We start from the raw sequence: 21,148 nt of genomic DNA on the forward strand, positions 1-21,148 counted from the left end.
TTTTTGAGCTAAATCGTTAAGCGGCTTTGTTCTGAATCGTATAGGGGTGTCTGGCAGGCTTCTGACCAAAACCGGAGGAGACCATGATGAGTCGAACCGGCTCTTCGCCTTGAGCAGATTGAAATTCACGCACAGTGACCGTAGCTTCGGAGTCCAAGAGGGAGGAACCCTGACGACGATAAGTGTCGATTGAAATCACATTGCTGCCTGAGGACTCAGGCCTGCGCTCAAGAGGCTGCTCTTGCTCCCAAGCAATAACAGGTGCTGCCGGAACTGCATCGTGCTGCGGTTTACTCGTTGGTTGTTCATGACTCATGGCAAATGCCTCCTCATTCTTTGGGTTTGGGATAGACGGCTAACAAGACTTGGTAGGCTTCATCAGCTTTGCCGCCCGAATAGCGGTCTACCAATTGCTGCACCATTGCCGCATATTCCTCAATAAACGATTGCCGCTGCTGTTCATCGGATAAATGGACCTGAAGCTGCAGCGTTGCGCTGGGAATGACTTCACCAACGTCCGATTGCTCCATCAGCAGCATCGCCTCTCTCCGAATTCGCTCGGAGGCAGTCACCAGATGAGCAAGCGAGCTCTGATCCTTCAGCTTCTGCAAGGTTTCAGGCTTCATGCTCAGTGATTCCGCCAGGACGAAGGTCTTGGCAATGGCTCTGTAAAGCACCTCAACCAGATTGCGCACCTGACGGGTACCGACCCGTTGAACCAATCCCGCTTTCTCCAGCGCTTTAAGATGATAATTAATGCGTTGGGCGGTCTCGCCAAGCGTTCGGGCAACTTCAGCGGCGGAGCCCGGTTCAAGAAGTTGGGCAATGATTTCTCCGCGAAGCGGGTTCAGCAGCACAGTAGCTTGCTCGGGGGACTCGATGTAGTAGCTGTCTTGAATCTCTTGTGGCATGGAGAGTAAGGCCTCCAGTACAAAGAATATGTTACGTAAAAATATTTTATTACGTTGAGAGGGGAATGTCAATGGGCGGGGTTTGGGAAAAACATCTATTGGGGGACAAATAAGTTTTGAAGTAGACAATAAAGTTTTGAAGTGACAAATAAAGTTCTGAAGTATAGAAAATCACCTTTTTAGGGAGATTGTATAGTACCAAAATATATAGGACATATGTCCTTAGTTAACAGCTGCGTTCACTCCATTGGGTGAACGCATATTTCATTTTAGGGGGAAGAAAGATGACTAGAGGTAGTGCCATTCACAAAACGCAGATGAATAGACTAAAGGACGGTAGAGGCCAAGGATATGGGAAGGATTATAAGCCTTTCATTCAAGCTAGTGATAATAAAGCTCCTTCAGAAGGATACCTTATTAGGGAATTAGGATGGAAGTCAGGTAGAATACATGTTAAAGCTATGGAAGAATTGATTAAAGAGGTTCAAGGAAATATTCTCAAGATAAAAGCAAATATCACCAGAAATAAAAAGTATCATGATTATTGTTTCCGAATAATAAAGTTGTAGACTGAACACGAGCGGTGGTCGGCTGGAGCAGCCTGCCGCTCACGCTCCTGGTTCTTCCGGATGAGGCTCGGGTTTGCGATCGGCGCCGGCAGCGGTCGGCTGGTGTAGAAAGAAAATAAAGTAATAGACTGGAAGATAAAGTTGTAGACTAAGAAAATAAAGATGTAGACCAGGAAAATAAAGTCTTAGACTAACGATGCATCATTAACCGAGGGACGGGCAGATTTGTTTAAAACCAGCGAGACTGAGCAATTTCCAGAGGTCGCTCTTTCGGCGAACCGGAGAGTGTGGCTGATCAGGAAACTATCTGCGCTAGGAAAGTAGTGTTAGCTGTTGAGTAAAGTAAAATTCCGCAAAAAATATCAAAACAGAGCGTTCCATCTGTCGTAAAGTGAGTATATCGATATGGAGGCATTAAAGTGAATTATAAGGATTTGGTAATCAAAGCCATTACCTATATTGAGGATCATCTGACCGATGAGAGATTAAGCACCAAGGTTATGGAGGCTGCGGGCTATTCGCCGTACCATTTTCACCGAATCTTCCTATCGGTTACGAGAAACTCCGTCTCGGAGTACATACGCAAGCGGAGATTGACACAAGCAGCATACGATTTATTTTATACCAACCAAAGGATCATAGATATTGCCATCCTGTACCGGTTCGAGTCTCAGGAATCCTTCGCCCGAGCCTTTGGGAAAATGTTCTCCATCTCGCCTGGACAATTTCGAAAGCAAAGGGACATGAAGGACACGCTGTTCCGGGCAATGGAGAAGCTTCCTTTGGATGAAGTGGGGCTACAGCATTTGAATAAGAGCGTCTCCCTCGTGCCAGCTATTGTCTGCCTGAATAAGCTGCATCTGGTCGGCATGTCGATACTGGGTGTCAATTCGGACGAAGTCGGAAAGCTATGGCGGAGCTTTAGGCAGCGTTTGTTTGAAATTGAGCGAAAGCCGGATACGGAAGACATATTTTATGCGGTCATTGAACTTACAGGTAGGCAATGGGAAGTCACGTATATCGCTTGTGTCGAGGTGGCTGGCGAGGAGAGTGTAGTTCCCTTGGGAATGGTCGCTAAGCTGCTCCCAGTCGTAACTTATGCGATTTTTACTCATAAGGGGACATTATCGAGACTTAACGATACGTTCCAGTACATTTATGAAACCTGGTTACCTCAGTCAGGCAGCGTTCGTACGAATTACCCGGAGTTTGTGCGTTACGACCATCGATATCTAGGACCGATGAACGAGGATTCGGTATTAGACATATATATTCCCGTTGGCTCGCCATATTAGGATCATGTAGCTCAAGGAGAGGAAGAAATCAAGATGAACAAAATAGAAGACATTGTTGAAGGATATGCAGGTTGCTGTGAGGTACACATTACCGACAACGCATTGAAGGTGACCGTTCCCATGATCGTGATGTATCCGACAGATGCACCGGAACAGACTGATAGGTTAGGGCCGTACTCGTTGGAAGTGGCCAGAGACGCAGCGCCGCTAGAGGGAAAATTTAGACTAGTCCTCATTTCACACGGTACAGGCGGTTCACCGCTTGTGTACCGGTCGCTCGCTCGGCATTTAGCGCGCAGCGGCTTTATCGTTGGCCTTCTCGAACATCCATTTAATAACCGCAATGATAATAGTTTGGAAGGTACTGTCCAAAACCTCACCTATCGCCCCCGGCACCTTCGCATGGCAGCCGACTGGTTTTTTGAAGATGAGAGGTTTAAGGGGCTTCTACAGCCGGGAGGCCATTCGGTCATCGGGCATTCCATGGGGGGCTACACCGCGCTTGCAGCAGCTGGCGGTATCCCGACCTCCTTCCCTAATGAGAGCCCGGATGGGAAGCCGCAGCAGATCGATGTCCCTCATGATTCACGCATCCGGTCCCTGATTTTGCTAGCACCGGCGTCCGTTTGGTTCCGTAATGAGGGAGCATTAAACAACGTTCGGCTCCCCATTCTCATGTTGGATGCCGAGCGAGACCCTTACGCACTTCCTTTTCACGCGCAGATCATCATGAATAGTGTTGCTGAACCTCAAATGATTCGCTATCGTACGGTGGAGAATGCCGGACATTATTCCTTCCTGACTCCTTTCCCAGCTGAGATGATTTCACCAGCCTTTCCCCCCTCGCAAGACCCGCCCGGCTTTGATCGCGTGCAATTTCAAGAAACGCTGAAGGCTGAAGTAATAGAGTTTCTGTTGACTTAACATTAGGAACAATCACTTTCCGTCGAAATCAAATGTTAACTGAGTATTCGATTAACTAATCGTTACGCTAACTGGGGAATGTTAGTTCAATATCAGTCTAAAACTTATTTTGCGAAGGCTGCCAAATTAATAATTGCGATCATTACTATAAACTTAATCAATTGCATAAACAATTAGATTGTTGGGAAATGTTTTTATCCTTAATTGTATAATATCAGAATAAAAGGTGCATTGACTTTGAGTGGCAAAGTGATAACTTTGTCAAAGTTATTGAAGTTGAAAAGAGTACAATACCAGGTTTTGTGACTCAGAAAACTCTTTCACAAATGTTTGAATACATGCGAACCATGGAATGGAAAATAGAGCAGTTAATGTAGGGGGAATTTTTGGAGCGAGATGTAAGTGACAGAAAAAGTGTGTTCACTCTATCGGGTGAATGCACTATTTTGATTTTGTTGGTATGAGTGAGTAGGGGTACTATTTGACAAGGCCATCGAAAGATAGTAGCAAACTTATACATATTTCAGCCCTGATCCGATATCGCGTATATTTTCATCAAGAGGCTAGCGTTTACTATATTTTCTGTCAAAATTCAATTTACACAAAATATCAACACAAGATACAGCGTGAGACGGAAAAATACTGCTTCTACACTGCAATTCAAAACATATTTGTCACCCAACACCTGGGTCCGTCGTCTGAATCCGGCTGCAGCCGCAGCGGTCGGGCGATATCGTGATCCGCGCCTGGAGGGAGGGTGGCGGGATCTGCTGCTTCAGGTGGCGGATAACGGAGCCGGTATGGATTCGGAGCGGCTTGCCTCGGTGCTCGAGCGGTACAGTGACGGTTAGAGAGCGCCCCGGGTCAAGGCTTTCGCGTTACGGCGAGGCTCAAGTCGGGACGATTCAAAGAACAATAATCGGATTTGCGTTAGGTCAGGCTCTCTTGCCGGCAACAGGCGAATGTATCGCCACAGTTGCTGGAAGACGAGTCTTTTTTCTTGGCAGTCAGCGCAGCAAAACACCGTGCGATTCTCAGTTAAATCGGATATTTGTCTGGTTGTAACGACTTCATGCCGCAGGTAGTATGGAAGAAACACTTGGAAAGGGGGCGGACGACCGGTCGGCAAAGGAAAGAAGGCGGTTATGTAAGGGTTACGGCTTGAGAGAATCGTTTACTTTTAATGGAGCTAAAGGAGGTTTGAAAATTGATGGCAACACCAACCTTCAGGTGGCTGCGATTCCAAACGCTAAAGCTGGCAGTGAGCGTGGTCGTGCTCCTGTCTGCAGCATTGCTGTGGGAGAATCTCGAAAATCCCAGTACGGTTTCCGCAGCGGGCAGCGTTTATTACGTGGATGCGACGGCAGGTCTGGATAAGAGAGACGGAAAAAGCCCGGAAACGGCCTGGCAATCTATCGGTAAAGTGAGCGGCGCTGCTTTGCAGCCCGGCGACAAAGTATTGTTTAAACGCGGTGAAATATGGCGGGGGGGATTGTTTGCCCCAGGGGCATCAGGTACTGCGGACAACCCGATCGTGTTCGGTAGTTACGGACCGACGAACTTGCCACTTCCCCGCATCAGCGGAGGCAGGCTTGCGACCGATTGGCAGGGGCCTGGTGCTAACGGCGAATATTATTGGCGAGCAGTCTCTTTCGGCCAGAATGGGCAGATCGTTGTACTTGAGGACGGGCGAAGGCTGACTGGCAATAACACCGAGGCGAAACTTCCTGCGCCGCAAAAAGGTTCGCTTGCGTCTGGTGAATGGGCATGGGATTCGGTGACAACAAGCGTTTATTATAAGCCTACGTCCGGCTTGCCTTCGGGCCACGAGCTGGAAATTGTAACGAATGACCGTTTCGCCTTCTCTTCCAATCAAAAGAGCTACGTGGAGCTCGAAGACCTGGATTTGTACGGAGGTTATTCGTATTCGGCTCTAATCTATGGCGATAGCCATCATGTTACGATTCGCAACAGCCGCATGCACGGCTCGGATCGTCATGGCGTCCGGATTACGGTGGCTGATGATAACAAGCTGATCGGCAACGAAATATACGATGCGAACTTCTATGGCGTGTACATAGAAAACGGTGCGGATCGAAACTTGGTCAGCGGCAATACGGTGCACGATATCGGAGTACTGAGGACGGACGACGGCGATTCGGTAGGTATTTATGTCGGAGGGGCATCGACTGTGACGCGCCCGTTGAGCAACGTTGTAACGCATAACACAGTTCGAAAGGTCGGGAAAGACACGTATAGCGGAAAAAACGGCAATGTGTCACGCGGTAGTTTATCAAGTATAGGGATCCAGATCGAGTCGGCGTCCAATACGCAAATTACCAATAATCGTATTTATGACATTGCAAGAACCGGGATCTCTGCACTCACCAGCTATGCCGATTCGCTGAACCTGGCGATTAACGGCAATTTGCTTTATCAGATTGGAAGCGCTACCGTAATTGACCAGTACAGTTCGGGAATTATGCTGATGAATCTAAAAGGGAAGCTGAACGGGACAAGTGTACTGAACAACACGATTGCGGACTCCGACTTCCATAGCAATTCGGGGCGCGAAGCGGCGCTCAAGCTGCGGGTCGTCGGCCCAAGCGGCGGCAATAGCGGTCAGTTGAACGGGCTGAGCGTGCGGAATAACCTGATTTCAGGCAATTCGGCTAATTACACGCTAGTGGTTGATGTGGACAACGAAGCTCAGGTATCGAATCTGATCCTCGATAACAACTTGTACGATCCGGCCTCCGGAGGCGTGTTTTGGAACCAAGGCGGAGTGAGCGCGAGCTTTGCGGCAGATAAAATCATCGGCTTAACCCAAGCATACTACTCGGCAGCTAAGCAAAAAGATCAGCACTCGGTTGCCGCCAGCCCGCTGTTTGTTGATGCGGCTGCGACGAATTACCGGCTGGGGCAACCATCACCTGCCGTGGATGCAGGCGCTGACGTCGGGTTGACGGTTGACATGGACGGAAATGCGATTCCTCGAGGCATGCGTCCAGACATTGGTGCTTACGAAAGCGATTGGTCCCGCGAGCCTGCTGCGCCGGCCATTTACGGCGTGTCGAACGGCGCTGTCTATTCCACTGTCGTTACGGCAACATACTCTGCCGGGAGCGCGACGCTTAGTAAGAATGGGGGAACTATGTTGCCTTACTTGTCGGGCAGCGAAATAAGGGAAGAAGGCACGTATCTGCTGCGCGTTGAGGCGGCGAGCGGATTGGCGACAGAGGTAACCTTCTCCATCGTATTCGGCCCGATTGTCGTTAAAGGCGTGGCGGATGGGCATGCCTACAATTACACCGTGAAGCCGGTATTTCCAGAAGGGACTGGCACGCTCAGCAAAAATGGCGGTCCGTCGGAGCCGTTCGTATCGGGCGCTTCGGTGACGCAGGAGGGAGCATACGTACTGAAGGTATCGGTATCCGATAATCGGTCAAGGAGCGTCGCTTTTACCATTGACCGAACTCCTCCGGTTATTGAAGGCGTTGTCAGCGGCGCTGTCTATGATCAGCCGGTCATGCCGCAATTCAACGAAGGTACCGCTATTCTTTACCGAATCGAAAGCGACAATGGCGGCGATCGGATGCGGTCGCGCTACATGCCGCAATCGGTCTATTATTCAGAGGATGATCCATCCGGGCTTGTGGAGCGAATTTCTATATCCAAGGTGATGGTGCCGCTATCTGCCATTGACCGGGAGATCGTGGTGCAGGCTTCCTTCTTGTCTGGAACGGTCGTATCGGAGCCTGGCCGCTACAAGCTGACCGTAACGGACGCGGTATATAACCAGAGCGTTGTGCGCTTTGCGATCGCTGCTTCGGCAGTAACGCTGCAGTCGGATGCTGTTGTCGCTGCCGGTGAGAACATCGAGCTGACGATTGGTGTCCACGGGGTATCGGAGCTGGCGGGACTGGACGTCAAGCTTGACTACGATCCGAACGTACTGGTGTATGTGGATGCCGCAGGCCTAAGAAACGGCGTAGTCGTCGCGATGGCAGACAAAGGGAACGACGATGGTCATCTGCACTTGCTGCTAGCTGCTCTGGGCGATGCAGGAATGCTCGAAGGCGACACGGCGATAGTCAAAGTAACCTTCCGTGTATCCGAACAAGCGCCGGCAGGCTCGACGAATGTCAGCGTATCGGCGGCCACAGGCGCAGATATGCAGGGCCGCGAATATGCCTTGGCGCTCGCGTCCCGTACGATTTCGGTAGGGACCACGGTTGATAAGGGTGAGTTGAACGAGTTGATTGCCACGGCGGCAAGCGTGCTCGCCTCGGCGACGGAAGGAACGGAAGTGGGCCAATATTGGCCGGGATCCCTGAATCAGCAACACGCGCTGCTGGCTGCCGCCATTGCAGATGCCGAAGCAGTATCAGGCAGCCTGACGGCAACTGCCGGACAGGTACAAGCGGCAACGACTGCGCTGAACGAAGCGATCGCAGCCTTTACGAGCTGGAAAATTACCGCGACCGCCGGCGATCTGAACGGCGATGGACGCATCTCGATTGGCGACCTGGCGCTGATTGCTCATCATTACGCGAAAACTTCGGCCAACACTTCCAGTACAGAGTGGACGCTGATTCGCGGTTATGATCTGAACCGGGATGGCAAGATTGATTTGTTCGAGCTGGCGTTTGTTGCTGGTCGTATCATAAGAGGGTAACTGTTAACTGAAGAAGGGAACCTACGGAGGTAGAAAAATGAGCCTATACGGAAGGAAAAAAGCCAGACGGGGATTATTGTTGCTGCTGGTGCTATCGTTGCTGTTGACGCTGGCGGTACCGGTGTCGGTGGGGGCAGCAGCCATTGAGGCGCCTGACGCGAATGCGTACTTTACCGAGTCGGAGACGCTGTTTCAAGATTATGCCCCTGGCATCTTGCGCCCCGATCAGGGGACGATACAGTTAACGATGCGTATCGATAAAGATTTTGAGCAGTTCGGCAACGATTGGGATTATGTGTTCAAGGTATCGCCGACCAAAGAGATCGGGAATACGCTCATGGGTATCTATGTTCCTGCCCGGCCGGAACGCGGTCTCGCATTCATATTGCGAGACGGGGTCAACACGCAGAAAGCTCTGGACACTACATTTACTTACACACCTGGGCAGCGTATCAATGTCGCCATAACTTGGGGGACGGAGCTACGGTTATATGTCAATGGTGTGCTGAAACAATCGGCACCGATGGCGGGACCGATCCGCAGCGATCTGCTGCCATATCGATTCGAGGTTGACAAGTCGGAGCCGTTCCATACCGAGGCGCTGAAAATATCGACCAGAGCATTGTCGGCGGCGGAGCTCACAGTGAGTCCTGGGATTGTATTTACGGGCGATGCTGATACGAGCTTACTAGCAATCAACGGCTTGAAGGAAATCGAGCACAGGCGTACGAATTGGCATCGGACAATAGGTTACCACAGCTTGACGCCTGTAGGCAGACCGGAAAAATCGGTATTTACAGAAGGCGCACCTGTAATAACTCCGTTCGTCGCTCTTAACATGTCTGATTCATCTAAGAGTTACCAGGTGAAGATCAAAGCAAATAATGCGGACGGGGAGCCTGTCATGGAGAAAGAGATTACGGTTCTTTCGCAGAGTGACAGGAGATATCATATCCATGAGATCGCGTTGCCCGAGCTAGCGGGACGCGGCTACTACAATCTGCAGACGACCGTCTCTTACGAGGGTCAGCTCTTGACTACCTGGGATACCGGGATCGCCATTTTGCCGGCAAACGATGCATCCAGCCCGGACGGCCAGCTTGCCGACTATTATGGCATGTATCTGCTGGACGATTTTGACCCGGCGATATTGAAGGGCATGAACGTGAAGACGACACGCAGTCCCTTCCGCTGGCGGATCGTTGAGCCAGTGAAAGGAGCGTTCGACTGGGAGAAGACGGATGCTTACGTCGCCAAAGCAAGGGAAGCTGGCATGGACATACTCGGAACACTTGGATATTTGCCACAATGGGCAGGTATTCCATCTCCGCCGGAGATTCAAGCCAAGAGTGATCTGGCCAAGCGGCCGGAGCGCTGGCTGCCTCGCGATCTGCAAGAGTGGGCGAACTATGTCTACCAGACGGTTTCCCGTTACAAAGACGATGTGAAGGTTTGGGAGATTTACAACGAGGTCAACTTCCATCCGCCGGCCGATCCTTCCGCCTTCCCGGGCTCGACGGAGCTGTACGCCCAAATGTTGAGAATCGCATATCAGGAAGCGAAGCGGGCCGACCCGGACGCGCTGATTTCAACCAGCGGATTCTCCGACAGCGATGCTGCCGACAGTCAGATGCCGTTGCAACTGCTGGAAGATCAGTATGCAGAGGGCTACTTTGATGTATTTAATCTTCATGCTTACGGCGGGACGGCCAAGACGGATATATGGATCGACAAGCTCAAGGAGAAACGCCCGGGTGTTCCTTACTGGATGTCCGAGCATATGTGGTATACCTTGTTCAACAAGAAAGCGCGCGAATTCAAGACGATTGAGTGGTTTGCGATGTTTTTGGAGAGAGGGTATGACCGCTTCATCAATATGGGCTTGATGGACGTGTTTTTCAATCGGTTTAAGATGACGCCGAATGCTGATTTTCAGGTAGTCGCGGCTTTCCAGAACCAAATTCGCAAGGCGGATCGGTATCTTGGGAAATATACATTTGCCGCAAGCGATAACTTTACTATCCGTCACTACTTCCGCAGAGCGGACGGCACCTACCTGAGCATGCTCGGATCGGCGATCGGCGAATATGCGATTGAAGCATCAGGCGGCATTATGCAGGTGACCGACATCTTCGGTCGTACGATTCCGGTCGAGACGGAGAACGGTAGAACGGTCTTCCGTGTCAAAAGCGCGTCTTACATCATCAGCAGCCAGCCGCTTGAATTGACGAAGACCACGTTGCTTGACGAGGTTCCGCTTCACACCAACGAAAGTTTTGAAGAGGTTCTGGGCGATCCCGCGATGGGATTGCAGGGCGTTATTCCGACGAGTTGGACATTCAGGGATAAGCTTAATCCGAACGATACGCAGGCGAAAATTATTCTCAGCCAAACGGCACGAACCGGGAATTACAGCATGGAGCTTACATCCGGTGGGGGAGGACGGGTATACGTATTCGAGGACACGGAGCTGCACAAGCCGGGCAAATACAGACTTACCGCTTATTTCAAGCGGCTTGCCGGAGATTCGAGTTTGAAGGCCTATACCTTCTTCTATGATCGTTCGCCGAGTGTGAACAATACGAAGGATGGCTATCTGACGAATATCTCGGATACGGAATTTGTACCGTTGGTCTTCGATTTTGAAGTGCCCGTAACGCCTACGGTGAAACAGTCGATCGGTTTCGGCATTTATTCCGGCGCCGGCAAGGTGCTGCTCGACGACATCTCCTTAACATACGTAGGGGAAATCGGCTCGGTGGTGGTGCCGAATCAGATAGTTGATGCTAAGAAAGAGTATCTCAACCTGACCACGGCGATGAACCAGACCTACACGGATGAGACGGCTGGGGACGGGCAAGGCGGTTGGGCGGATCTCGGCACAGACAATTTGGGGGCGACGGATTTCAAAACTGGGAAACGTACAGTGGGAGGCGTCCCGTTCGATATCAAAGATCGTAGTGCTCCGGTTTCCGTAGCAACGGTGGGAGGCGCCATCCGTCCGAATATTCCTGCTCGGATTGAAGGGATCCCCGTCGGCAAAGCGCTGGCGAAAGTCGGTTTCTTGTACACGGCAATGTATGTAGATGCCGCCAAGGGAGCGAAACTAGGAGAATTCATCATGCATTATGACGACGGCACGACGTCCACGCACGAGCTGCTCAACAAGGTGAACATCAACGATTGGTATGTGCCTGGAATTGATCCTGCCGTACCGATTGGAGAGAAGGTGATTACGCACGCGACGGGGGAACGGGCATTATTCGTCTCGGTATTTGATAATCCCCAACCGAACAAGATCATTCAATCGATCGACATTGTCAGCAATAAAAACAGCATCTTGTTCATCCTTGCGGCTACGGGCGAAAAGCTGTAACGATCGTACGATAAGGGGGTAGTTCCAAAATCGTTCGCATGGAATGGGAACGTCCCAATTTACCCATGAAAGGACCCCAAATTCCACTGCAAAGTGGAATTTGGGGTCCTTTTTCTTGAAGGCCGACATAGTGCATATCGCCTCCAAGACGTTCCGGGCCGAGGTGCAGGAGTTAATCGCATTCGAACTTGACGTACAATAGTATGCGCATGCTGTTGCCGTGGTAGCACAATTCGGATTGCTTGAAGGCTACGAGGATGGCATTTATGGGCTGGATCGCCTGCTCACCCGAGAGGAGCTGGCTGTTGTTCTGAGCAGAGTTGTCGACTGGATAGCCGGCAGGGATACGATAGAAGTCACGTCGATTATTGATGGCTATCGGGATGGTTACAAGACCAGCATTTGGGCGAAGGAGTCAGTTGCTCGTATGTCCGGACTGGGCGTAATTCAGGGGGATGACAGCCAAAGTTTGCGCCCGGTTGAACCGGTGACACGCGCGGAGACAGCCGTATTATTGATCCGTATGCTGCGTCAGATTTCTTTTATAGAGCCATAATAGTTTAGTGGTAACGCCATTGCTATGAGGTGGCTGTCGGAATACCGTCGACCAAGCTGCAAACGACGATTCTGATGGATGAAATCCTATCTTAAAGCATAAGCGCGTTTTTTAATTTATTTATCAAAACGACGACGACGATCCGCATTCTGCTCGGGTTATTCAAGCCGTCGAACCATTTCGCTCAAATGTTAGATAGCGATCAACTAAACGACTGGTCTAAGGCCGCAATTCAAACGATGTTGGGACTCGGTGTTATTACCAGCGATCAGGGGAATAAGATTCACTACTCACCACCACTCACAATCACACGTGCGGAAGCAGCTGTTATGCTGAAATGCATGTTAATAAAGCTTTCTTGTATGAATGAGTAAGTGGAATTTGCACTAAGAGTCTTAATAACATGTGATTACTTTACATTCTGATTGAGCAAATCTATCGCAGTAAGATACAATTAAGAGAACGCTCTCAAATTGCCAAGGAGGTCCCTGCCCATGTATACAATGATGCTTGTCGACGACGATTATATTTCGAGGGAAGGCCTGCGAGATCTCATCGACTGGGATAGTCTGGGTATCGAGATTACGGGGGAAGCGGAAGACGGGGCGGAAGCTCTGCTCGTTGCCCGCGATCTGCGGCCAAATATCGTAATTACGGATGTTGTGATGCCGGTGATGGACGGCATCCAATTTGTAGACAAGTTGAAACATGAGCAGCCTGCGGTAATGGTGATTATGATCAGCGCTCATCAAGATATTCAGTATGTGAAAGCATCGATTAAATTGGATGCAATTGATTATATATTAAAGCCTTTCAATCGGGAGGAATTAAAGCAGGTTGTAGGCAAAGTTGTCGCTAAGCTAGATAAGGAGACAGCTGAGAAACGATTAAAAGACGACGTTAGCCAATATTATTCAGGCAGTATTTCATCGACAGGATTGCCGGTGATCGTGGATTCTGTGGAGAAGATCATAGGATTGTGCAGCACGGGACAGACAGAAGCGCTAACAGCTGAGGTCCAGCAACTTTTTATTACGATTCGACAATTGAAAATGGAAAGTATGCTGTTTTTGACGACCATTTGCAGCGAGCTTCTAATTAAAGCGATTCGAAGCGCAGCCACGCATATAGAGTCTGCAATTGCCCAAGAGGTTAAAGAGTCCTTGCACCAATTCAGATCCATGCAGAGCCCTCAGCAAATCGAGATGTTTGTGCTCGAAAAGTTGGTTTATTTGGAGAAAGCTTCGAATGAGTTGCGAAACAGCAAGTCCCGAAGGATTATTCGGGATGTTGAGAGCATTATTCATAAAGTCTACTATCAGAATCTGACGATCGGGCAGCTGGCGGCGGAAGTATTCATGTCTCCTGGACATCTTCAGACGTTATTCAAGAAGGAAACGGGACACACGATTAACGATTATATCACGCATGTAAGATTAAAGAAGGCGCAGGTGCTGCTCAAGGACGCCTCAATCAAAATATATGAAGTAGCGAATCAGGTCGGGTACCAAGATACGCACTATTTCACCAAAATATTCAAAAAAGCAGTAGGCGTCAACCCTATGGAATATCGGGAGAAAATGCTATGAGAAAACTGAAAAACAAGCTCACTAGCGTTTACTATAACATCAACCTGCGAACCAAGCTGGTTACTTCCTATTTAATTTTAATCATTATTCCGGTTATGGTATTGGTCTATTTCTCCTATATTACGATTCATAAGTCGGTGGTTGAACAGACAGGCAAGGCTTATTTGGAAACCTTGAAGCAGGCGGAGAAAAACATCGCCTTCGGCATTGAAACCGCCTATAACATTGCCGATCTGACGCAAAGCAATTATGATATTCAACTCATTCTAAGAACGGTATCTGAGCGAGCTTTGAGTTCGGGGGAAGTGATTGATTTTTTCAATCTGCTTAACAAAAATGTGAGCAATTACGTGGGCAAGAGCAATGTGCTCAAGGTTAGCTATTATATGAGAGGAAACCCAACCTTCGTCTCGGCTAGCCCTAATTTTTTTGGTATAGATCAGCTTCAACTTGAAGCTGGTCTACAGCCACTTTTGGAAGGCAAAATCAAAGAACAGTGGTTCTATGCAAGCGACGTGGAACATTTAAGCATCGTTCAAGGTGATGAGGTTCTCTTTATAAAAGAAATCAAGGATATCAACCGATTTCAGCATGTACTTGGCTATGTAATGGTGGAGCTCGATGCCAAATTTATCTGGTCTATTCTGAACGATATTCGGCTTCCAGATGGAGCGGAAACACTTGTCATGTCTCCTAACAAGCGAATTGGAGTTACACAATTACTGGCAGGGGGCAGCGATGTTAGCGACCTATTTTTGAAGTCTTTGCCGGGAGAGGAAGAGGGGATTGTCAGCTTCGGACCTGCGGAGAGAACCAATTATGCAGTTTACAGCAAGACGAAAGGTCTGGACTGGCAAATTGCGCTGCTCATGACAGAAAAGCATCTTGGCATGAATAGCAGGTGGATTCAGAACTTCATGCTCGCTTTGGCGGGGGTAGTCTCGGTTATCGCGATCATCACTGCTTTCATCATATCGGGAAGTATCACCAAACGGTTGAAAAAGCTGATAAAGCTCATCAAACATGCGGAAAAAGGGAATTTTGAGACGGAAGACAATATTCGTGGAAATGATGAATATGCGCGGTTGCAGCGCTCTTTTAATAAGATGAGCACGCGAATTAAAGCTCTGATTGAAGAGGTGTATCAGGCACAAATCAGTAAACAAGAGTCCGAAATGAAACTGTTGTATGCCCAAATAAACCCGCACTTTGTCTACAACACCCTAGATATTATTCAATGGAGCGCTTTACGAATAGAAGCGAAGGAAATCGCGGAATTGACCGAATCACTTGCCAAGTTTTTGCGGTTGAGTTTGAACGAAGGCAAGGAGCATATCAGCGTTGCAGAAGAGGTTATGGAGGTCAGCAAGTATATGCAGATCATCAATTACCGTTATCGGGGAACCATTCAGTTCATGACGGACGTCGAAGAAGGTCTGGATGAGATGATTATGATCAAAATGATTCTGCAACCGCTAGTTGAAAACGCAGTTATTCATGGTATCAGGCCGAAGAAAGGGAAGGCCGGAACCATTGTCGTCCGTGCTTATCGGGAAGAAGCTTATCTATATCTAGAAGTAATCGATGATGGCGTTGGGATGACAGCAGAGAGACTTCAGCAGTTGTTTGAAACGGAGACCAGAGGGTACGGCGTGAAGAACGTGCATCAGCGTATACAAGTTTATTATGGTGAGGAATGCGGCTTGCAGTTTTACAGCGGACCAGGCCTCGGCTGCCGTGCCGTTGCGAAGCTCAAGACTTCGGGGAGCGTATAGTCCGTATTTTTGTCAGAGATATCTTACTTCTGTCCTGTTGTGGCTGATAGGCCTATTTACGTAAAATAAAGATATACAACAAGGAGCTGAGGTGATGAAATGGCAAAGATTACACCCTCCCATGCGATACAATCTCTAGATGCTGGTGTGATCCCCAAAACAAAAAATCGCCTGAAGGCAAGAATCGTGCATAATCTAGATTTATATCTGATTATTTTGATTCCCTTACTGGTGCTTTTGATTTACAGTTATGTCCCGATGCTGGGGATCGTCATCGCATTTAAGAACTATCGGGTATTCGACGGCATACTGGATAGTAAGTGGGTAGGACTGACGCATTTTCGAACATTGCTGAGCGATCCTAAATTTTTTAGTGTGTTGAGCAATACGCTGCTGATTAATCTGTTCAAATTTATTTTTCAGTTTCCACTGCCCATTATCTTGGCGCTGCTCTTGAATGAAGTCAGGACGGGCTTTGTGAAGCGCATGACACAAACGCTTACCTATCTTCCACATTTTCTCTCATGGGTGGTTATTGCAGGGATTTTTGTGGATATCCTGTCTCCCAGCACAGGCATTATCAATGTCATGCTGAAGGTGTTCGGCCTATCGCCGATTTCGTTCCTTGGCGACGATAGTTACTTCAAAAGTGTGCTCGTCGCATCAACGGCTTGGAAAGAAACCGGTTGGAGCGCCATCATTTACTTGGCAGCTTTAACGTCCATCGATCCCGATCTGTATGCCGCTTCCAGCGTTGATGGTGCAGGTAAGCTCAGACAAACGTGGCATATTACGCTCCCGGGCATATCCAGCACGATCGTCTTCATTATTATTCTAAGAGTGTCTACCTTATTGGGCAGCGATACAGAACAGGTGCTACTGCTGTACAATCCCCTTGTATACAGTGTTGGGGATGTTATCGGAACCTATGTATACCGCGAAGGGATTCAGAACGGTAGTTACAGCTATACAACCGCAGTCGGTTTGTTTGTATCCGTTATTGGATTTACCTTGATGGTTACGGCCAATAAGATTAGTCGCAAGTATTCGAACCGAGGGATATGGTAAATAAGCAGCAGAGAGGAGCAAATAGCTTTGTTCGACAAGAGGATGAAGACCGGGGAAAAGGTATTTACGGTTGTTAATTACACATTGTTGATAACAGTAGGTCTCATTTGCGTCCTACCGTTTATCACACTGTTAGCGAAATCGGTTAGTGAGGAAGCTTATGTCGTCAGCGGTCAGGTTAGCTTATGGCCAATGGGCTTTCAGTTAAAAGCTTACCAAGTGTTATTATCAGGTATCGATTTTCGTACTGCGTTTATGAACAGCTTGTTCGTCGCCGTTCTGGGTACAGCCATTCAAGTGTTTTTTACAGCTTGTGTGGGGTATGCCATTGCGAAAAGAGATTTGGTAGGTCGCAAGGCCATCAATATTCTTTATGTGTTCACGATGCTGTTCAACGGGGGAATGATCCCTACGTATATGGTCATAAAAAATACCGGATTAATTAATCATCTGTGGGTGCTTGTCATTCCTGGGATGGTGAGCGCTTTCAATCTCATCCTGGTGCGCAATTACTTCGAGTCTCTGCCTTACAGCTTAGAGGAATCTGCGAGAATCGATGGAGCCGGAAATCTCAACATTCTGTTCCGCATCATGCTTCCGATCTCCAAGCCTTTGCTTGCGACAATTGCTATTTTCAGTGCGGTAGGTATATGGAACAACTACATGGACCCTTTAATGTATTTAACGAAAAAAGAGGTTCAGGTTTTACCTTTATTTTTGCAAAACGTAGTGGCTGCAGCCAATAAGAATGGATTGGAAAATCCAGAACAATTGGCCAATATCGCCTCTGAGACTTTCAGAGCCGCAGCTATTTTCGTTTCTTCGATTCCAATTCTCATTGTGTATCCATTTCTACAAAGATATTTTGTCACTGGCTTGACGCTAGGTGCTGTTAAGCAATAGCTAATGAAGGGGGAAGTAATATGCGAAAGAGATTAAACAGATGGTCAATGACGACTTTACTAGTTGCACTTTCAGCCTCGGTGTCCCTTGCTGGCTGCAGTAATGACACGAACAAAACGACGCCGACACCAGAAAGCAAGGCAACGAATGAGGCTGCTGCAACTCAGGGACCGAAGTTGAATAAGGCGGCTAAAATTAGGATCGCCGTTCCTGATAATTCAGGAGTTAAGGGCTATGAGCAGGGAGCAAGCGCAAACGATAATCAATTTCTGAATATGATCAAAGAGAAGACAGGTTACAGTAACATAGAATGGAATGTCATTCCGGCTGCTAATCAATTGGATACATACAATTTGATGTTTGCTTCTGGTGATGTGTATGATCTGATTTATACGAATGATTTGAATATTTTCAAACGTTTCAGCGCTCAAGGGGCTCTCTTGCCAGTGGACGATGCGATCAAGCAATTCGGAACTGAGGTCGGTAAATTAGTTACCGAGAATGCTTGGACGGCTGTAACGCTGGAAGGGAAAAAATATGCCATCCCGGTTCCTCCGTTTCAGAAATTCGATAACGTCGATCTAGGCGCAGGATTTCTAGCTAGACAAGACTGGATGGATAAGCTGGGATTGAAGGCTCCCCAAAATCTCGACGAGCTATATACCTTCTTAAAGACCATGAAGGACAAAGATCCAAGCGGCAAGGGAACGATTCCATTCGTAGCTGCAGGCGGCAATAACGGTAATCCGCTTGACGGACTGGATGTCATTACCGCAGCTTTCGGGTTATCCGGCATAACTAACCTCGCTGTACCTTTCATCGTAAAGGATGGCAAGCTGGTGGACGCACAGGATGTGTATCTGAAGGACCTACTGACCTACCTGAATAAGCTATATAAAGAAGGCTTGATTGACAACGAGTATTTATTCAATAAATCCCAGCAAGTGACTGAAAAGATGTCATCGGGAAAAGCGGCTTCGGTGTACGCCGGCTACTGGGAACCTTCTAGTTACCTAGCTGGTTTAACTAAAACGGATGCCAATGCGAAGCTGAGTTTCCTGCCAACGGTAGAAGGGAAAGATGGACAGAAAGGTTATTCAATGCCGGCTCCTGTGTCCAACTTCTATATCATTCCCAAAAATTCGAAAAACGCGAACGAAGCTGTGGACTTACTGAACACCTATTTAAAAGATAAGGGTCTGCAGAAATTTGTGAATTTCGGTAAGGAAGGTGTTCATTATGATATGGTAAATGGCGCGCTGACTCCGAAGAAGCCTGCTTATGATCAGATCATCTATAAACTATATTATAGAATGTGGAATACACCGGACATTTGGCTTCCTAACGCATTACTTGGCGGATATGAGACAGCTATGAAGAGTTTTGCTCAAGCGGGTGCGCAGCTTACTGCATTCAATATCAACCAGTACAGACCGCAGACGGAAGTCGAACTCGCCAAGGGCAGAGCGCTGATCGACCTGAGAAATGAGTATATTGCCAAAATTATCAACGGTGCATTACCGATTACTGCATTGGATGAATACATCAAGAAAGCGGACGCTGCCGGCAGACAGGACGTTATTAAAGCATCTCAGGATTGGTTTACTAAAGAAGGTAAGGAAATTTATGGTAAATTGAACAAAAAATAGCTTACAGGATCAAAAGTGAATGTTCCTGACTTATTTCTCTTCCGCCAACGGATCGGTGCAAGTTCGAAAAACAGAGAGGAGCAGTTTCTTATTGGGAATCTGCTCTTTGCCTGTTCACACACGGAATGTCCTTCGATATGCTGAAGGGCTTATTTGCATATGCTGCGAGAAGACTCGGCTGAAGTAAAAGGCATTCTGAAAGCCGCATTGCTCTGCAATAGCATCAAGTGTGTCGGGAGTTTCAGCTAGCAACAAACGTGCTCGGGACAGTCGAATCTTGGTTGCATACCGGACAGGTGACATGCCATACACAGCTTGAAAACGCCGGGTAAGCTGAGATGAACTAAGACCGAGTGTGAGTGCCACCCCCTTTAGAGATAATTCATGCTCGAGAGCCTGCGTCTCGATGTAAGCAGCAGCTTGATTCATCAATGGATCTATCGTTCCAGATCGCTTTTGTTGCGCTGTGAGCTGCTCCCGATATGCCATGAAAAGCAGGTCCTCGAATAGATGCTGAACGTCCTCCCTCAGTTGATCGCTCAGATCCTCCTCCTGCTGTTCTTGCAAATAACGAAACGTGGAGCTGAGTCTCCCAACATCCTTAATGCGTACTTTATCGGGTAGCGTCCAGCGGCCGGACAATGTGAATTCAGCGAAATGAAAGGAGATCGGTTCCAGAGCCAGACGCCTCAACGTATGGCCTGGCGGACAAAAAACAAGCTCCCCGAATTCGGCAATCCGGTTTTCTTGTGCATTGTCATCTAAAACGAAGGAGAATCGGCCAGATTCCGCAGCAAGCATACTCCAGCCTTCATAGGTGTCTTCTGTTAGGGAAAACTGCTCTCTTTGTTTACCATAATAGTAACGCATAACCTGGATTTTCCTAGTCACGAATTCACGCTCCTGTTGAATGCAAAAAAGTATATGAAATAGTATAACCTAGTGCATGGATAAAGGGAATATTAGGCTGTAATATAAGGATATAAGAAAATAATCAAATAAATTGAGAAAGCAAAAAAACAAATGAAAGGTGGATATTTCTATGAAAAAGAAATCCCTAAACATTCTAACGGAAGAGCAATTGCAAACCTATAACGAGCAGGGGTACTTAGTTCTCCGCAACGTCTTTACAGAGCAAGAAGCCAATGTGATTCAAACGGAATGCGATCAATTGCTTACGCTAAGCGATTATACCGATAAGTTCAATATCCGCGCCGGGCACAAGAATTATGCGGATGGACGCGTTGCCATCGAACGTCTGGACCCTGTACATGACATTTCAGCTGTATTTGCAGACTTAGTAAAAGACGAACGTATTTTGTCGCCGCTGAGAGACATTTACTTGGATGAGCCTCTTCTATTCAAAGATAAATTAATCTTCAAACTTCCTGGAGCCAACGGTTATTCGATGCATCAGGATGCGGCTTGGTGGCAAGGCTTCCCGATTGAAGGTTTAATCTCCATTATGGTGGCCATTGATGGAGCTACCGAGGTGAATGGAGGGCTCGAATTGTTCCCGGGCTATCACGAAAGACTACGTTCCACGCCGGGTGAGCTTCGTAATATGAACGCTGAAGAAATCACAAAGATTGATCCTAAAACGGGGGTTATTATAGAAACGAATCCGGGTGATATGATCATCTTTCATTCATTTACCCCTCATCAAAGTGGCGCGAACCTGTCCGAAGTTAGTAGGAAACAGCTTTACTTGACGTATTCACCTAGTAAAAACGGCGAATTATATAAGGCCCACTACCAGCATTATCAACGCTATAATCTGAAAGGTAAGGACAGATCCAGCTACTATTTTCTATAGAAATACAAGAGATCTGCTTATGCGGCAGATCTTTTTGGA

16 protein-coding genes are annotated in these 21,148 nt (G+C 48.0%); 13 read left to right on the top strand and 3 right to left on the bottom strand.

All coding sequences use genetic code 11. The features are described 5' to 3' along the window. Positions 1-16: 16 nt before the first annotated feature. On the bottom strand, positions 17-316 hold the full coding sequence (locus HQN90_RS26365; RefSeq protein WP_173224258.1) for a hypothetical protein: 300 nt from the start codon (positions 314-316) through the stop codon (positions 17-19). 13 nt (positions 317-329) lie between these two features. Beyond that, a complete protein-coding gene (locus HQN90_RS26370) occupies positions 330-911 on the bottom strand; it encodes an ArsR/SmtB family transcription factor (protein ID WP_173224260.1) in 582 nt (193 codons plus the stop codon). 284 nt (positions 912-1,195) lie between these two features. On the opposite strand from HQN90_RS26370, the gene HQN90_RS26375 reads away from it, so the two are divergent. The 12 genes from HQN90_RS26375 to HQN90_RS26435 all read left to right on the top strand — a co-directional run bounded on the left by HQN90_RS26375 (position 1,196) and on the right by HQN90_RS26435 (position 19,293). After that, entirely contained in the window at positions 1,196-1,480 is a 285-nt protein-coding gene (locus tag HQN90_RS26375) for a hypothetical protein (protein WP_079414536.1), read from the top strand. Between the two features lie 419 nt (positions 1,481-1,899). Continuing rightward, the gene (locus HQN90_RS26380; protein ID WP_173224262.1) at positions 1,900-2,775 is read left to right on the top strand and encodes an effector binding domain-containing protein; all 876 of its coding nucleotides are present in this window, start codon (positions 1,900-1,902) and stop codon (positions 2,773-2,775) included. A gap of 33 nt (positions 2,776-2,808) precedes the next feature. After that, positions 2,809-3,699, top strand: coding sequence for an alpha/beta hydrolase family protein (locus HQN90_RS26385; RefSeq protein ID WP_173224264.1), 891 nt, complete (start codon positions 2,809-2,811; stop codon positions 3,697-3,699). A gap of 626 nt (positions 3,700-4,325) precedes the next feature. After that, on the top strand, positions 4,326-4,550 hold the full coding sequence (locus HQN90_RS26390) for a hypothetical protein (protein ID WP_173224266.1): 225 nt from the start codon (positions 4,326-4,328) through the stop codon (positions 4,548-4,550). A 359-nt stretch (positions 4,551-4,909) separates the two neighbouring features. Beyond that, positions 4,910-8,377, top strand: coding sequence for a right-handed parallel beta-helix repeat-containing protein (locus HQN90_RS26395; RefSeq protein ID WP_173224268.1), 3,468 nt, complete (start codon positions 4,910-4,912; stop codon positions 8,375-8,377). 37 nt (positions 8,378-8,414) lie between these two features. Continuing rightward, positions 8,415-11,753 carry an endo-1,4-beta-xylanase gene (locus tag HQN90_RS26400; RefSeq protein WP_173224270.1) on the top strand — a complete coding sequence of 1,113 codons (3,339 nt, stop codon included), beginning with the start codon at positions 8,415-8,417 and terminating at the stop codon, positions 11,751-11,753. A 220-nt stretch (positions 11,754-11,973) separates the two neighbouring features. After that, entirely contained in the window at positions 11,974-12,309 is a 336-nt protein-coding gene (locus tag HQN90_RS26405; protein ID WP_173224392.1) for an S-layer homology domain-containing protein, read from the top strand. Positions 12,310-12,803: 494 nt separating this feature from the next. After that, entirely contained in the window at positions 12,804-13,898 is a 1,095-nt protein-coding gene (locus tag HQN90_RS26415; protein ID WP_173224274.1) for a response regulator transcription factor, read from the top strand. Then, a complete protein-coding gene (locus tag HQN90_RS26420; protein ID WP_173224276.1) occupies positions 13,895-15,673 on the top strand; it encodes a sensor histidine kinase in 1,779 nt (592 codons plus the stop codon). The genes HQN90_RS26415 and HQN90_RS26420 overlap by 4 nt, the downstream gene beginning before the upstream one ends. 99 nt (positions 15,674-15,772) lie before the next feature. After that, on the top strand, positions 15,773-16,741 hold the full coding sequence (locus HQN90_RS26425) for an ABC transporter permease (RefSeq protein ID WP_173224279.1): 969 nt from the start codon (positions 15,773-15,775) through the stop codon (positions 16,739-16,741). A 27-nt stretch (positions 16,742-16,768) separates the two neighbouring features. After that, a complete protein-coding gene (locus HQN90_RS26430) occupies positions 16,769-17,644 on the top strand; it encodes a carbohydrate ABC transporter permease (RefSeq protein WP_173224281.1) in 876 nt (291 codons plus the stop codon). Positions 17,645-17,664: 20 nt separating this feature from the next. Further along, complete coding sequence (locus HQN90_RS26435) at positions 17,665-19,293, top strand: extracellular solute-binding protein (protein ID WP_173224283.1); 1,629 nt, start codon at positions 17,665-17,667, stop codon at positions 19,291-19,293. A 114-nt stretch (positions 19,294-19,407) separates the two neighbouring features. Here HQN90_RS26435 and HQN90_RS39705 read toward each other — a convergent pair whose 3' ends face one another. Further along, positions 19,408-20,184: a helix-turn-helix domain-containing protein gene (locus HQN90_RS39705; protein ID WP_173224285.1), complete on the bottom strand. Its 777-nt coding sequence runs from the start codon at positions 20,182-20,184 to the stop codon at positions 19,408-19,410. Positions 20,185-20,335: 151 nt separating this feature from the next. Between HQN90_RS39705 and HQN90_RS26445 the strand changes: the two genes are divergently transcribed. Continuing rightward, entirely contained in the window at positions 20,336-21,109 is a 774-nt protein-coding gene (locus HQN90_RS26445; protein WP_173224287.1) for a phytanoyl-CoA dioxygenase family protein, read from the top strand. Positions 21,110-21,148 lie beyond the last annotated feature (39 nt).

It is taken from the genome of Paenibacillus alba, from assembly GCF_013204855.1.
Classification (GTDB): Bacteria; Bacillota; Bacilli; order Paenibacillales; family NBRC-103111; genus Paenibacillus_E; species Paenibacillus_E alba.

Excerpts from the sequence above, each read along its gene's own strand:
- HQN90_RS26365 (WP_173224258.1), bottom strand. The coding sequence starts at position 316 with ATGAGTCATGAACAACCAACGAGTAAACCGCAGCACGATGCAGTTCCG.
- HQN90_RS26370 (WP_173224260.1), bottom strand. The coding sequence starts at position 911 with ATGCCACAAGAGATTCAAGACAGCTACTACATCGAGTCCCCCGAGCAA.
- HQN90_RS26375 (WP_079414536.1), top strand. The coding sequence starts at position 1,196 with ATGACTAGAGGTAGTGCCATTCACAAAACGCAGATGAATAGACTAAAG.
- HQN90_RS26385 (WP_173224264.1), top strand. The coding sequence starts at position 2,809 with ATGAACAAAATAGAAGACATTGTTGAAGGATATGCAGGTTGCTGTGAG.
- HQN90_RS26395 (WP_173224268.1), top strand. The coding sequence starts at position 4,910 with ATGGCAACACCAACCTTCAGGTGGCTGCGATTCCAAACGCTAAAGCTG.
- HQN90_RS26400 (WP_173224270.1), top strand. The coding sequence starts at position 8,415 with ATGAGCCTATACGGAAGGAAAAAAGCCAGACGGGGATTATTGTTGCTG.
- HQN90_RS26415 (WP_173224274.1), top strand. The coding sequence starts at position 12,804 with ATGTATACAATGATGCTTGTCGACGACGATTATATTTCGAGGGAAGGC.
- HQN90_RS26420 (WP_173224276.1), top strand. The coding sequence starts at position 13,895 with ATGAGAAAACTGAAAAACAAGCTCACTAGCGTTTACTATAACATCAAC.
- HQN90_RS26425 (WP_173224279.1), top strand. The coding sequence starts at position 15,773 with ATGGCAAAGATTACACCCTCCCATGCGATACAATCTCTAGATGCTGGT.
- HQN90_RS26435 (WP_173224283.1), top strand. The coding sequence starts at position 17,665 with ATGCGAAAGAGATTAAACAGATGGTCAATGACGACTTTACTAGTTGCA.
- HQN90_RS26445 (WP_173224287.1), top strand. The coding sequence starts at position 20,336 with ATGAAAAAGAAATCCCTAAACATTCTAACGGAAGAGCAATTGCAAACC.